Source organism: Ruegeria sp. YTSC106, from assembly GCF_059609765.1.
This window is the reverse complement of the sequence record NZ_JBXWMI010000019.1, coordinates 1-14721: the sequence shown is the minus strand read 5'-3', so window position 1 is coordinate 14721 and position 14721 is coordinate 1. Positions and strand designations below refer to the sequence as shown.

14 protein-coding genes are annotated in these 14721 nt (G+C 58.9%); 5 read left to right on the top strand and 9 right to left on the bottom strand.

Annotation, left to right across the window (positions count from 1 at the left end):
• Positions 1–6: 6 nt before the first annotated feature.
• Both AC2FEB_RS20045 and AC2FEB_RS20040 read left to right on the top strand, forming a co-directional pair.
• On the top strand, positions 7–1014 hold the full coding sequence (locus AC2FEB_RS20045; protein WP_117868375.1) for an ABC transporter permease: 1008 nt from the start codon (positions 7–9) through the stop codon (positions 1012–1014).
• On the top strand, positions 1007–1987 hold the full coding sequence (locus AC2FEB_RS20040; RefSeq protein ID WP_117868374.1) for an ABC transporter permease: 981 nt from the start codon (positions 1007–1009) through the stop codon (positions 1985–1987). The genes AC2FEB_RS20045 and AC2FEB_RS20040 overlap by 8 nt, the downstream gene beginning before the upstream one ends.
• 7 nt (positions 1988–1994) lie before the next feature.
• Here the strand turns inward: AC2FEB_RS20040 and AC2FEB_RS20035 are convergent, their stop codons facing one another.
• From AC2FEB_RS20035 to AC2FEB_RS20010, 6 genes are all read right to left on the bottom strand, one after another.
• Entirely contained in the window at positions 1995–3131 is a 1137-nt protein-coding gene (locus AC2FEB_RS20035) for an MFS transporter (protein ID WP_117868373.1), read from the bottom strand.
• 68 nt (positions 3132–3199) lie between these two features.
• Positions 3200–4477: a DUF3422 family protein gene (locus tag AC2FEB_RS20030; protein ID WP_117868372.1), complete on the bottom strand. Its 1278-nt coding sequence runs from the start codon at positions 4475–4477 to the stop codon at positions 3200–3202.
• Between the two features lie 107 nt (positions 4478–4584).
• A complete protein-coding gene (locus tag AC2FEB_RS20025) occupies positions 4585–4941 on the bottom strand; it encodes a VOC family protein (RefSeq protein WP_117868371.1) in 357 nt (118 codons plus the stop codon).
• Positions 4942–5103: 162 nt separating this feature from the next.
• On the bottom strand, positions 5104–6555 hold the full coding sequence (locus AC2FEB_RS20020) for an NAD(P)(+) transhydrogenase (Re/Si-specific) subunit beta (protein WP_117868370.1): 1452 nt from the start codon (positions 6553–6555) through the stop codon (positions 5104–5106).
• Between the two features lie 13 nt (positions 6556–6568).
• Entirely contained in the window at positions 6569–8140 is a 1572-nt protein-coding gene (locus AC2FEB_RS20015; RefSeq protein WP_496675319.1) for a Re/Si-specific NAD(P)(+) transhydrogenase subunit alpha, read from the bottom strand.
• A 129-nt stretch (positions 8141–8269) separates the two neighbouring features.
• Positions 8270–8719, bottom strand: a complete 450-nt coding sequence (locus AC2FEB_RS20010) for a methyltransferase family protein (protein WP_496675317.1) — start codon at positions 8717–8719, stop codon at positions 8270–8272.
• A 174-nt stretch (positions 8720–8893) separates the two neighbouring features.
• Between AC2FEB_RS20010 and kynU the strand changes: the two genes are divergently transcribed.
• On the top strand, positions 8894–10087 hold the full coding sequence (kynU, locus tag AC2FEB_RS20005; RefSeq protein ID WP_496675315.1) for a kynureninase: 1194 nt from the start codon (positions 8894–8896) through the stop codon (positions 10085–10087).
• Here the strand turns inward: kynU and AC2FEB_RS20000 are convergent.
• Complete coding sequence (locus AC2FEB_RS20000; protein WP_496675313.1) at positions 10080–10658, bottom strand: TetR/AcrR family transcriptional regulator; 579 nt, start codon at positions 10656–10658, stop codon at positions 10080–10082. The genes kynU and AC2FEB_RS20000 overlap by 8 nt on opposite strands.
• Before the next feature lie 99 nt (positions 10659–10757).
• Here AC2FEB_RS20000 and AC2FEB_RS19995 point away from each other — a divergent pair, with 99 nt between their 5' ends.
• Both AC2FEB_RS19995 and AC2FEB_RS19990 read left to right on the top strand, forming a co-directional pair.
• Positions 10758–11222 carry a (2Fe-2S)-binding protein gene (locus AC2FEB_RS19995; RefSeq protein WP_496675311.1) on the top strand — a complete coding sequence of 155 codons (465 nt, stop codon included), beginning with the start codon at positions 10758–10760 and terminating at the stop codon, positions 11220–11222.
• 3 nt (positions 11223–11225) lie between these two features.
• Complete coding sequence (locus AC2FEB_RS19990; protein WP_496675309.1) at positions 11226–13466, top strand: xanthine dehydrogenase family protein molybdopterin-binding subunit; 2241 nt, start codon at positions 11226–11228, stop codon at positions 13464–13466.
• Positions 13467–13524: 58 nt separating this feature from the next.
• On the opposite strand, the gene AC2FEB_RS19985 is transcribed toward AC2FEB_RS19990, so the two are convergent.
• Positions 13525–14334: an autotransporter outer membrane beta-barrel domain-containing protein gene (locus tag AC2FEB_RS19985; protein ID WP_162896736.1), complete on the bottom strand. Its 810-nt coding sequence runs from the start codon at positions 14332–14334 to the stop codon at positions 13525–13527.
• A partial coding sequence (locus AC2FEB_RS19980) for a hypothetical protein (RefSeq protein WP_496675307.1) occupies positions 14331–14721 on the bottom strand: 391 nt, incomplete at its 5' end. The genes AC2FEB_RS19985 and AC2FEB_RS19980, both read right to left, overlap by 4 nt.

The window sequence follows — 14721 nt, the reverse complement described above, 5'->3', positions numbered from 1 at the left end:
CTCTTAATGCTTAATTTTACAATCAGACGACTGGTGCTGGCGGTTCCAACACTGCTGTTCATCAGCCTCGTCATCTTCCTGCTCCTCGAACTCGCACCCGGCGATCCGATGGCGCAGGTTCCGCTCACCGTTCCCCCCGAAGTCAAAGAAAAGATGCGCGAGGCGCTTGGCCTCGGCCAGCCGATGCATATCCGGTTCTGGAAGTGGATCGTGCAGTTCTTCTGGATCGAACCGCAGGTTCTGATCGACTCGATGTTCGGTACAACCTTTTCCGAAGGCGACCTGCGCGTGATATCCTGGCAGACCCGTTCGCCTGTCATGGACATCGTCGTTCAGCGGATTCCCCAGACCCTGTGGGTTGTCGGCACCGCATACGTGGTCGCTATCCTGATCGCCCTGCCTATCGGGATCTATTCGGCTTATCGTCAGTATTCCTGGTTTGACCAGATGGGTACTTTCGTGTCGATGGTCGGTTTTTCTGTCCCGCCCTTCTTTTCGGGTGTGCTGGTGATCGTGATCTTCTCGGTCCAACTGGGCTGGTTCCCGTCGATCTATGACACCACGCTTGTGGTCAACAGTTGGGACAGCTTCATGCTGCAGCTAAAACAGATGATCATGCCCGTCATGGTTCTGGCCCTGCAAATCACGGCGCAGCTCAGCCGGTTCATGCGCGCCTCGATGCTGGACAATCTCAATCAGGATTACGTCCGAACCGCCCGCGCCAAAGGCCTGAGCGAATACACGGTGGTCATGGTCCATGTGCTGCGGAACTCGATGATCCCCGTGGTGACGGTTATTGCGCTGGGTATCCCGGCTATCTTCGGTGGCGCCATCATCACCGAACAGGTGTTCAAGGTGAATGGTATCGGTCAGTTGCTGATCGGGGCAATTCAGGCAAACGACCTGCCCATGGTGCAAACCCTGACCTTCATCTTTGCCGTGTTGATCGTCCTGTTCAACCTGATCGCGGACGTTCTCTATGGCATTCTGGACCCGAGGATTCGCTATGACTGATCATGATCGTACCGATACGCTGGTCCCGGACGAAGGGCTTGCTCCTGCCTCGACCGCACTGCCGACTGCTGACGTGATGGAAGAGCTTGCCACCCCACCCCGCAGCCAATGGCGCGATGTGTGGGATCAGTTCAAGACACACAAAGGCGCAATGATCGGGGCGATCCTGTTCATCTTCATCGTGGCGGGCGTGTATCTGGGGCCATATCTCTGGAGCATTGATCCGACGCAGATCGATATCCGAGCCCGAAATCAGGGACCCAGCTGGGGGCATCCTTTCGGCACGGACCAACTGGGCCGGGATATTCTGGCCCGCATGATGTCGGGGGGGCAAACTTCGGTATCCGTGGGCATCACAGCGATGTTGCTGGCGCTGTTTCTGGGATCGTTCATCGGCGTTCTGGCGGGGTTCTTCAGACGGCTGGATGGCCCGCTCATGCGCCTGACCGATCTGTTTCTGGCCCTGCCCCTGCTGCCTTTGCTGCTGGTCATGATGCTGCTCTTCCGCGAACCCCTGTCGGCCGCGTTCGGGCTGGAGCGGGGGATCTTCATCCTGATCGTCTGTGCCATCGGCATCACTTCGTGGATGCCTACAGCACGGATCGTACGCGGTGACGTTTTGGCCATCAAAGAGCGCGAATTTGTTCTGGCTGCCCGGTCCATCGGTACCAGCAATTCGCAGATCATCGCGCGGCATATCCTGCCGAACGTGTTGTCTCCGATCATGGTATCGGCGACGCTGGGGATTGCCACGGCCATCATCACCGAAAGCGCGTTGTCGTTCCTGGGCTTGGGCTTCCCACCTGACTTCCCGACATGGGGCCGCCTGCTGTTTGACGGTGTCGATTATCTGCAGCAATACCCCGAGCGCGTGTTCTGGCCCGGTCTGGCGATCTCGCTTACCGTTCTCAGCGTCAACTATCTGGGTGACGGTCTGCGCGACGCGCTGGATCCGCGCATCCGCGGTCGTTGAACTAAACCTAGCCGGCGCGCTTCAGTGCGCCGGCCAACAGAACGATCAGAACGGCCAATGGCAGCAGTACGGCAAAAGCCAAACGCAGGCCGAACAATTCCGCCAGAAGACCGATCAACGGCGGCCCGATCAACAGCCCCCCATACCCCAAAGTCGCAACGCTTGCGATGGCTTGCCCCGGCGGCACATTCGGATCGCTGGCCGCCCGGCTGAATGCCAGCGGCATGATCACGGCATAGCCTATTCCCATCAAGGCAAACCCGGCCAACGCAGTCAAAGGCGTCGCCGCAGAAACCACCGAGAAAACCCCGAACGCGGCGCAAATACCGCCGAAACGGGCCGTAACGACCGGGCCGAACCGCGTGATAACAACGGCACCTGCAAGTCGAAACGCCACCATGGTCACTGAAAACACCGCATAGCCCAAGGCGGCGACACTTTCAGATGCCGCCGTGATGTCACGCAGATAAATCGCGCTCCAATCCGCGACGGCCCCTTCCCCCAAGGCACCGCACAGGGCCGCAAAGCCGACCAGTATCAACGTGCCGGACGGCAACGCAAAGACCGAGCTTTGGGGGCCATCGGATCGTCTCGACGTCCAGCTTACCGTTGATGAGGCAAGTGCCAGACCAACAACCACACCACCAGCAAAGAGGAAATGCTCAAGAACTGTTAGCCCCATCTGAACCGCAACATATCCGCTGAGTGCGCCAAGACCGGCCCCAAGGCTCCACATTGCGTGGAAAGAGGACATTACAGGTTTGTCGTACGCCTGCTCAACCTCAGCGGCCCACGCATTCATCGCAACATCCATGGACCCGTGGAAGGCGCCAAAGATAAACAGGAACACCGCCAGCCCCCAGAACCCATCAGCCAGGGCAAGCAAGATCAGCGACACTGTGTACAGAACCGCAATGATCCGGGTGATTGCGACAGCGCCGAAACGATCCGTCAGTCGCCCGGTTATCGGAAACGAGCAGACGGCCCCCGCCGCCATGAACAACAGACCGTATCCCAGTGCCTCATGAGACAGTTCCAACCTGTCTCGCACGGCGGGAATGCGTGACGCCCAGATCCCGAACAGGGCACCATTCAGAATGAACATGGCGGCGACAGCACGCCATGCGGCAACTACGCTTATCATATGACTCCCTCGCTCTGCGTTCCAAGTGCCCGCTTTCTACAGGCCAGATGAAACTTGGCAATTGCGGCTTAACCGAGCCGTTTGCGAATACGTCGGACCGCGTACCACACCCCGGCGACAACAGGGATCGTAACCGCCGCTGTCAGCATGCCTTTGCTGATGCCAGAGGCCGTCAACGGATACAAAAGGTAGCTGACCAGCGAAACCGCATAATAGCTGATGGCAACGACAGAAAGCCCCTCTACCGTGTGCTGCAAACGAAGTGCCAGATCGGCGCGACGGTCCATGCTTTCCAGCAACGCCTGGTTTTGCGCGCTGCGTTCAACATCCACCCTAGTCCGCAGCAGTTCACCAGCACGGATGGCCCGGTCCGACAAGGCCTGAAGGCGGCGTTCCGTAGATTTCACGGTGCGAATTGCGGGGTCATAGCGACGCATCATGAAATCGGCAAAATTCTGACCACCCTCGAAACGCTGTTCTCGCAACACTTCGATCCGCTGGTTGACGATAGCCTCATAAGCGCCCGTGGCGCCGAACCGGAAGGAGCACCGGGCCGACAAAGTTTCGAGTTCAATCGACGTTGACAGCAAATCCTGCAAAAGCACGTCAGGCTGAGCCGAGTTGTCGGTCATCTGCCCCATCAACCGGGTGAGTTGCCCGTCCAGTTCCCCGATACGCGGCATCAGCTGCTTGACGCGCGCAAAACCCAGCATCGACATCGCCTTATACGTTTCGATTTCGCATAGTCGCTGAATAATTCGCCCCGTCCGGCGCCGTCCGGTGCCCTCGGCCACGAATAAAGCAAAACGCATATGTCCTGCCGGATCGATACGAAAGTCACTGGCGCAAATGGCGGCATCGTCCAATACTCTGGCCACGGCCAGGCTTTCCGGCTCGAACCAATCCAGCAGTTTTGACTTCACCACATCGTCACTTTCGCGTTTAACGACGCGCACCATCGCCGACGTTACCCTTTGCCCCGGGCTGGCCATCAGCCAATCAGGCGGAAAGACTTCAAAGTCGGCCGGGTTGAAGGCGCGATCACTCACGTTCTGAGCGATCGCGGTGTAGGTCACGAATTCGGTATGCTGCTCCCACTTCAACCAGTGGCGACCAATCTGACCCGCGTAATGTGTTGCATCAGGTTGAGGATGCTGCGCGCCGTGGCGGTCCAGCAGGTCGATCAAGTGAGCCAAATCCTCACAACGATCACGAGCGACCGCAGCCTCTGGTTTCTTGATCGCCAGAAAGACCACCGTACAGGGCATTGACGCGACCGGGAACGGTCGAGCATGCAGTTCATTGGCCAGCGCATAGCGAAGGGGATGGTCATCTATCGGTGTCATTCAGGGCTCCGCCTCGTCTCGCGCACTATACGACACACAAAAGATACATCAATTCTCTTTTTATTTCATATACTTACAAGGATACAATGGTATACAACACTGCTATCTCATTGATTTGGCTGCCACAGCTCGATGGGGTTGCCTTCGGGATCATGGATGCGGGCGAATTTTCCAACCTCGCTGTCCCAGTCCGGATCGGCTTCCACTGTAATTCCAGCTTGCTCAAGCTGCGCCGTCATCGCGGCCAGATCATCAACACGGAAATTGATCATCCACTGCTGATCGGCCCGACCGAAGTACTCGGTGTCCTCGGCGAATGGCGCAAAGACCGTATAGCCTTCACGCTGCTTCCAGGGCACGGGGTCATAGTAATCGACACCCAGGTGCTTCTCATACCAGGCGCTCAACGCCTTTGGGTCGCGGGCGCGAAAGAACACACCGCCAATGCCGTTCACCTTCTCCATCTTCGACCTCCCGCAATCCTCGGCTCCACCCCAGACTACCACACTCCGCCTGCTTCATCTGGCTGGAAATATCCTGGGAGTTTTGGGGGCAACGCCCCCATGCACACTCAAGAAGAAAAGGGCGCCCTAAGGCGCCCTTTGCACTCTGATCAAACCTGAAGATCAGTCGATCATGGGCAGCAGCTTGTCCAAGCTGGCTTTTGCGTCGCCATAGAACATGCGGGTGTTCTCCTTGAAGAACAGCGGGTTTTCGATACCCGAGTACCCGGTGCCCTGACCGCGCTTTGACACGAACACTTGCTTGGCCTTCCAACACTCCAGAACCGGCATCCCGGCGATGGGGCTGTTGGGGTCTTCCTGCGCCGCAGGGTTCACGATGTCGTTTGAGCCGATGACGATGGCCACATCGGTGTCCGGAAAGTCATCGTTGATCTCATCCATTTCCAGAACGATGTCATACGGCACCTTCGCTTCGGCCAGCAATACGTTCATGTGGCCCGGCAAACGGCCCGCAACAGGGTGGATCGCAAAGCGTACGTTCTTGCCTTGCGCCCGCAGCTTGCGCACCAGTTCGGAAACCGACTGCTGCGCCTGTGCCACGGCCATACCGTAACCGGGGATGATCACCACGCTGTCGGCATCGTTCAAGGCCGCAGCCACACCGTCGGCTTCGATTGCGATCTGCTCGCCCTCAACAGCCATCTGCTCACCTTGCGGACCGCCAAAGCCGCCCAGGATCACGCTGACAAAATGACGGTTCATCGCTTTACACATGATGTAGGACAGGATCGCACCTGACGAGCCCACGAGCGCACCAACCACGATCAGCAGGTCGTTGCCCAGCGAGAAGCCAATCGCCGCAGCCGCCCAGCCGGAATAGCTGTTCAGCATCGACACAACCACCGGCATGTCAGCACCACCGATGCCCATGATCAGGTGATAACCGATGAACAACGCGGCCAGCGTCATCAGGAACAGCGGGAACAGGCCCCCTGTCGATGTGTACCAGATCAGGCAGATCAGCGAGAGACCTGCCGCCGTCGCATTCAGCGCATGGCCTCCGGGCAGCTTGGTCGCTGCCGAGGTCACTTTACCTGCGAGCTTGCCATAGGCGACGACCGAACCGGTAAAGGTGATCGCACCGATAAAGATGCCCAGGAACAGTTCCACATGCAGGATTGCCAGCTCAGCCGGGGTTTTCTTGGCGATCAGTTTGGCAAAAGCGCCCAGATCGGACAGGTCCGCCTGGCTTGCACTGTCAGCGATCGCCATGACCTGCGCCACGTTGCCAATCTCGAAATGGGCGTTGAAGCCAACGAACACGGCCGCAAGACCGACCAGCGAGTGCATCGCAGCCACCAGTTGCGGCATCTCGGTCATCTGGACGCGCTGCGCCACATATTGACCGATCAGGCCACCGCCGATGATCAGCAGGATGGACAGCAGCCACAGACCCGAACCCGGACCCACCAGGGTAGCAAACACCGCCAGCGCCATACCGACGATACCGTACCAAACCGCGCGCTTGGCGCTTTCCTGGTTCGAAAGGCCGCCGAGCGACAGGATGAAAAGGACAGCCGCAACAACATAAGCGGCAGAAGTGAAGCCAATCATATGCCCGACCTCCTTAAGATTTCTGGAACATGGCGAGCATGCGCCGGGTGACAAGGAAGCCGCCGAAGATGTTGATCCCGGCCATGAAGACAGACAGCGCCGCCAGCAGGATAACCAGGAACGACCCCGATCCGATCTGCATGAGCGCCCCAACGATAATGATCGACGAGATCGCGTTGGTGATCGCCATCAGCGGTGTGTGCAGGCTGTGCGCAACGCCCCAGATCACCTGGAAGCCTACAAAGATGGCCAGCACAAAGACGATGAAGTGCTGCATGAAGCTGGCCGGAGCGATCAGTCCCACCAACAGCATCAGCGCGCCACCAACACCCAGCAGGGTGAACTGCTGTTTGGTCTGCGCCTTGAACGCGGCAACCTCTTGCGCGCGTTTTTCTTCCGGGGTCAGTTCCTTGACCTCGACCTTCGGCTGAGCCGCGATCGCCTGCACCTTGGGTGGTGGTGGCGGGAAAGTGATCTCACCTTCATGCGTCACGGTCGAGCCGCGGATCACGTCATCTTCCATGTCGTGATTGATCTGACCGTCCTTTTCAGGCGTCAGGTCGGTCATCATGTGACGAATATTGGTGGCGTAAAGTGACGAGGATTGCGCCGCCATCCGGCTGGGGAAATCGGTATAGCCGATGATGGTCACGCCATTGGGGGTTACGACCTTTTCGTCAGGCACCGTGCCTTCGACGTTTCCGCCACGCTCAGCCGCAAGATCAACAATGACCGAGCCCGGCTTCATTGCCTTGACCATATCTTCCAGCCACAGCTTTGGTGCCGGGCGGTTGGGGATCAGGGCCGTCGTGATGACAATGTCTATTTCCGGGGCCAGTTCGCGGAACTTGGCCAGCTGCGCATTGCGGAACTCTTCTGACTGAACCGAAGCATAGCCACCCGTGGCTGCACCGTCTTGCTGTTCCTCTTCGAAGTCCAGATAGACGAACTCGGCCCCCATCGATTCGACCTGTTCGGCCACTTCCGGGCGCACGTCAAAGGCATAGGTGATCGCACCCAACGAGGTCGACGTCCCGATCGCGGCCAGACCGGCCACACCGGCACCAACGATTAGCACTTTGGCAGGCGGCACCTTGCCGGCCGCCGTCACCTGACCGGTGAAGAAACGGCCAAAGTTGTTGCCCGCCTCGATCACCGCGCGGTAGCCCGCGATATTGGCCATCGACGACAGCGCATCCATTTTCTGCGCCCGCGAAATTCGCGGCACCATCTCCATCGCGATCACGTTCGCGCCCTTGGACTTGGCCAGTTCCATCCCCTCTTCGTTGCCCGCGGGATTGAAGAAGGAAATCAGCGTCTTGCCCTTGGTCAGACGTTTCAGCTCGGTCTCGGTCGGGATCCGAACCTTGGCGATGATATCCGCGGTTTTCCACAGCGACGCTGCTGTCTTGACCACCTCTACGCCCGCAGCCTCATACGCCGCGTCCGAAAAACCGGCGGCAACACCCGCTCCTTTTTCGATCAGGCACTCATAGCCCAGTTTTTGCAGTTGCACGGCCGAGTCCGGTGTCATCGCGACCCGGTTCTCGCCGTCCAGTATTTCCTTTGGCGTGCCTATCTTCACTGGCAGTCCCCCTAATTCTTACTCTGTCTGAGCGGGTGATCGGTATTCTTTGTTAAGCAAAGATGTATCCTGCGCAACATTATTTCGCAAGCGCAGCATTTCTGACGTGATGTCATTGCAGAATTCACCCTAGATCCAGCGCCGTGTCTTGCGTTCATAACGCGCGAAGTCGGCGCGAAAGGTTCGACGCAGGCGATCTTCTTCCGGCAGGATGAACCGACGCTCCAACTCCCAGACGAAGACTGGTACAAGAACCAGGGACAATACGGCGTCAAAACGAAGAATAAGACCTGCAAGGATCAGAACATCGCCTGCATAGATCGGATTCCGACTGCGCTTGTAGATACCTGATTGCACCATAGACGACGGTGTTTCATGCGGAACGACAGTTGTCTTGTGGCGGCGGAATTCGACCACTGCCAAGACAGCTATCAGGAGGCCACCTCCGATCAGCACCCCGCTCAGAAGGTCCGTCAAACCGCCCTCAAGCGACAGGCCGAGTTTCAGATACTTGGCCTGCAACCAAGCAAGCCCAGCAAAAGCAATCAGCCAAACCGGCGGCACATCTATCCAGCGCATGCAGAGCCCTCATTGAGTGACGACAAGATCGAGCACATGTCGCATCTGAGCGATGTCCTACCGCTTTTGGGTCAAAATGGCAAAAGACCAGTATGTCGCATCGCATGGACTCACATTTGAGGATCGACTACCTCAAAAGCAATCACCGACGTTCACACAAGTTAGCGAGCCCTCATGACTGATTTTGCAGCAACCAAAGCCATGTTCGACCTGCCCGAGGGTGTCATCTATCTGGATGGCAACTCTCTGGGCCCTCTGCCGAAATCGGCAGGCGCGCGAGTACAAAGGATGCTGACCGAAGAATGGGGCCAAATGCTGATCACCGGATGGAACAAGGCAGGTTGGATGGGCTTGCCCACCGGGCTTGGCGACCGGATTGGTCGTCTGATCGGAGCAGAGCCCGGCAGCGTGGTGACCGGGGACACTTTGTCGATCAAGGTCTATCAGGCCCTGGCCTCGGCCCTTGAACTGAATCCGGATCGCAAAGTGGTTCTGTCGGATAACGGGAACTTTCCGTCGGACCTGTACATGGCGGATGGCCTGTTGCGGTCACTCGGCGACGACTACGAATTGCGGATTGTCGATCCCGAATCCGTATCCGACGCGATCACCGAAGAGGTCGCCGTTCTTATGTTGACCGAGGTGGATTACCGCTCGGGCCGCATGCACGACATGAAGGCGCTGACCGAACTGGCACATGCCAACGGTGTAGTGACGGTCTGGGATCTGGCCCATTCCGCAGGGGCCATTCCCGTGGACCTTTCAGGGTGCAACGCTGACTTCGCGGTCGGGTGTACTTACAAGTACCTGAACGGAGGCCCCGGCGCACCGGCCTTCATTTATGTGGCACCGCGGTTGTCAGAAAAAACACGCCCTGCCCTGTCCGGCTGGCTGGGGCACGAAGCGCCCTTTGCCTTCGATCTCGATTACCGCCCCGGCAACGGCATTGAGCGGATGCGGGTGGGAACGCCACCCATCATCCAGATGACGGCATTGTCGGCCGCCATGGACATCTGGGATATGGCAGACATGACCGACGTTCGCGCCAAATCGGTTGAACTGACCGAGCTTTTCATAGAACGCGTCGAGGCAACCTGCCCGGATCTGCAACTGGCCAGCCCCCGCAATCCAGAGCTGCGTGGCAGCCAGATCTCGTTCCGTTTCAAGGAAGGGTATGCCGCCATGCAGGCCCTGATCGCCCGCGGCGTGATCGGAGATTTTCGTTCACCCGACATAATGCGGTTCGGCTTTACACCTTTGTATATCGACGAAGGCGATGTCGAACGCGCCGTCGAGATTATCGCCGATATCATGCAGAACCGCCTGTGGGACACGCCCGAATACAAGATCCGTCAGCGCGTTACCTGACTTCGAGCCCGGCGCCGAAAAGGGCCGCAACCTGTGCGACCTGCTGTTCATAGACCTCGGCACCGGCGCCAATCAGCTTTAACCCCTTGAGCGTGGCGGTTATCGTCCGTCCGGTCTCCGCCGCATCAGCCAGCAGGCGCACCCGGCCCGATTGTTCCTGACGCGTTAGCCAGTCCGCATAGATACCTGCCAATTTGGCCTCACCCGCTGCGATGATTTCGGAAGACAGGGACTTGGTGTTGTCCAGCATCTCAAGCCCGTGGGGTGAGGCCAGAATTTTTGCCATCCCTTCGGTCTGCGCCTGAACTGCACGGGTCAAAACCTCGGGCACCGACCCCTGCGTCGCCAGCGCTTCGGCCACCGCGACGCTCTTTTCGGCATAGTACAACTCAGTCAGCTTGCTGACGATCGCCTCTTTATTCTTGTAATGCAGATACACCGCCGGCCGAGACATCCCCGCGCCGCGCGCGATGTCGTCCATTGAGGTCTTTCGGTATCCGTAAGTGGAAAAGGCCTGAAACGCCGAATTCAGGATCGCCTGTTGCCGTGAGCCGTCACTGTTATCTTTCATGCCTGAAGATCTGACATTTTTTGCTCAATTTGTCAATTGACACCCTGACACTTTTATACAATTATGTCATGACCCAGCCACAGCAACACGAGGTGCGCCATGGTGACGACCCTGAAGATCAACGGAAAGCAACATCAGGTGGACCTGCCTGATGACGTCCCCCTTCTTTGGGTTCTGCGGGATGAGGTCGGCCTGACCGGCACCAAGTTCGGCTGCGGCGTGGCCGCATGCGGGGCTTGCACCGTGCACATCGATGGCGAGGCCGTGCGCTCGTGCCAGGTGGCGCTGTCGGATGTCTGGGGTGACGTGACCACGATCGAAGGGCTCGGCTCACCGGACGCGCTGGCCACGATCCAACAGGCCTGGATCGAACATCAGGTCGCGCAGTGCGGATACTGCCAGTCGGGCCAGATCATGCAGGCCGCTACATTGCTGGCGGAAAACCCGGACCCCTCTGACGCAGACATCGACGAAGCGATGCAGGGCAACCTGTGCCGCTGCGGCACCTATCCCCTTATCCGCGCAGCGATCCATGACGCGGCATCCAAGCTGAAGGAGGCGTAAGCAATGGCCTCCGTTGGAAAAATCCTCCGCCGTACGTTCCTGATCGGCTCTGCCGCGATAGCTGGCGGCGTGGCCTTTGGCACCTATTACGTTACACGCCCCGCGGCCAACCCCTTGAAACCCGGCGAAGGCGAGGCGGCACTGAACCCGTTTGTGTTGATTGACCAGAACGGTGTCACCTTGTTCGCGCCCCGCGCGGAAATGGGTCAGGGCGTCCGAACCACATGGGCCGCGCTGATCGCCGAAGAACTGGATGTCGATCTGGATCAGATCACCGTTCTTCACGGGCCCGCTGCGGCGGCCTATTACAACTCGGCCCTTGTGGGCGAAGGGTTGCCAAACAAAGGGTACGATATCTCGAATTTCCAGCACAATCTGGGCGAGGCACTGGGCGTTCTGGGCAAAACGCTCAGCCTGCAAGTCACGGGTGGCTCGACCTCGATGAAAGATGGGTTTGACCGGATGCGGCAAGCCGGTGCTTCGGCTCGTGAAACACTGAAACGTGCTGCCGCAGACCGGTTGGGTGTCGACCCCTCGGATCTGAAAACGGCGTCAGGCCATGTCATTGCCCCCAACGGCGACAAGACTGCCTATTCAATGCTTGCCGAGGATGCCGCCGGGCTGGAGCCCGTTGAGGTGCCGTTGCGAGACCCGTCTGAATGGCGTTATCTGGGCCAAAGCCAACCGCGTCTCGACATGGTGGGCAAGGCGACGGGCACCGCTGAATTCGGCGTCGATGTTCGCCTGCCCGGCATGAAATTCGCCAGCGTCCGAATGAATCCCAAACTGGGCGGTGCAATGAATGGTTTTGACGACAGCGCCGCAAGATCCATGCCCGGGGTTGAGAAGGTTGTCGATCTGGGCACAGGCGTGGCCGTGATCGCAAGCAACACATGGTTGGCCAATCAGGCGGTTGAGGCCATTGACGTTGATTGGGGCGACGCGCCCTATCCGCCGGAAACCGAGGGCATCTTTGCCAGGATCGCCGAGGCGTTTGACGACGCACCGAACTCGACCATGCGCGACGACGGCGATGTCAGCGCAAGCCCGGAAAACGCGACGGAAATCACCGCCGAATATCGCGTGCCCTATCTGGCCCATGCAACGATGGAGCCGATGAACGCCACCGCGCTGTTTACCGGCGACGCTTTGGAACTGTGGTGCGGAAACCAGGCCCCGACCCTGATCCAGTTCCGCGTTGCCAACACCGCCGGTCTGGATACCGAAGCCGTCCAAATCCACACCACCTATCTGGGTGGCGGGTTCGGTCGCCGCGGAGAATTGGATTTCGGCGAAATCGCCACCAAGGTTGCCATGGCCATGCCCGGCACGCCGGTTCAGACAACCTGGAGCCGCGAAGAAGACATGCGTCACGACTATTTCCGCCCCGGCGCCATCGCCCGGATGCGCGGCGCGGTTCAGGACGGCACGGCCGTTCTCATAGACGGGAAGGTCGCTGCGCAATCTCCGACCCAACAGGCGGTCGAGCGCTACACCGGGTTCCCCGGCGGCGGCCCCGACAAAGTGCTGGTCGAAGGTTTCTTCAACCAGCCCTACGCAGTACCGAATTACCGCATGAGCGGTCACATTGCTGATCTGGCTGTCCCCGTGGGCTTCTGGCGCTCGGTCGGCAACAGCCACAACGGCTTTTTTCATGAGACATTCATGGATGAGATGGCTCACGCCGCAGGCCGCGATCCGCTGGAGTTCCGGCTGGATCTGATGAAGAACGAACACGCGCCGTCGGCGGGATGTTTGGAAGCCGTGAAGGAGATGTCAGGCTGGGCCGGCCAGACGACCGAAGGCGTCGGCCGGGGCGTGGCCTTCACATACAGCTTCGGCACCCCGGTGGCTCAGGTCATCGAAGTGGTCGACGAAGACGGCACCATCCGCATCAGCAAGGCCTGGATTGCCTGCGACATGGGGCTGGCGCTGGACCCGGAAAACGTCAAGGCGCAGATGTTCGGCGGTATGATGTACGGCCTGTCTGCCGCATGTTTCGGCGAGATCACCTTTGCGGAAGGCGAAGTCGAGCAATTCAACTTCCCCGACTATGACGCGATGCGAATACACACTGCCCCGCAGGTCGAGGTGCGCGTACTGGAAACCAATCGGCATATGGGCGGCGCGGGCGAACCCGGAACACCGCCTTCGATGCCGGCGCTCGGCAATGCGCTTTTCGACCTGACGGGCAAGCGCGCACGCTCGCTTCCGCTGATCAATCAGTTCAACCTGCTGGTCTGATCGTTTTGGCGCCGCCTCTTGACTTGAGGCGGCGCCCCCCTTTTTCGCCCCTTGAGGTTCAGAAGCTGACAGAAAGAAAAACGGACGCTTCGGTCGTATCCAAATCATCTTCGAACAAACTCAGATATCCCAGTGTCGCCTCGACATAAACGGCCTCACTCGCGCGCCCGCGCACCCCTAAGCGCGTGGCCCAAGTCAAGTCGGTCTGGGATCCAGCGCCTAATCCAACATTGTCCCGGTCGAACCAGTATGTCGCGCTCAGCGTCGCAAAAGGAGACACGATCGATCGCGAAGTGACAAATGGCCTGCTGATTTCCAACTCAGGGGTTAAGGCGCTGTAAGTCGCTGAAGCAACTTCGCCAATTATGTTGACCGGAACACCTGCCACAGTGCCGCTCAGATCATAGTCTTCTGCGCTGTAGTTATAATAGTCAAAGGCAATCGACGGACGTAACAGGAAATTCCCGGCCTCGTACTGACCGATCGCCTCCAGATTGGCTCGCCACCGGGTCCGGTCGAAATCGCCACTTAAGCCCAGCACGTTTACATCCGTCGAAAACTCGCCGACGGTCGCCAGTCCATTCAGCACCCACCTCTCGGACATGCGCCAGGCAAAATAGGGGCCCGCAGCAAGCCCTTTAGTGTCTTGTCTGAATTGACCCTGAAACCCTTCGACATCAAGGTTTTCATATTCAACCTGAAATCCAACGACCAAGTCCGGCCTGACAAGCCTGTCAAACCCTGCCGCAAAATAGTTGTCATTTATGTCGACTTCTCCGACCCCGCGCGTGTCTTCGATTTCGGTATAGGTGAAATCTGTCCATACATTCCATGTGGACGGCAGCGCGAGATCTCGGCCTTCGGTCAAAGGAGGGCCCACAATAGGAGCAGTAACAGAGGGATCACATAAAGCCGCGTCAAGTTTACCCGTCGCTGCGTCAACACACTCAACACCGACAGCGTATACCCCGTCAGCAGCACTTTGTGGTCGAGTACGAGGTACAGCGGCCGCAGTTCCACCTCCAGCAAAACCACCACCAGAGCCACCGGAACCGCCACCGGAGCCACCGGAACCGCCACCGCCGCCAAAGCCGCCGCCGGAGCCACCGGAACCGCCACCGCCGCCAAAGCCGCCGCCAGAGCCACCTGAACCGCCACCGCCGCCAAAGCCGCCGCCGGAGCCACCTGAGCCGCCTCCACCGCCAAAGCCGCCGCCAGAGCCACCTGAACCGCCTCCACCGCCAAAGCCGCCGCC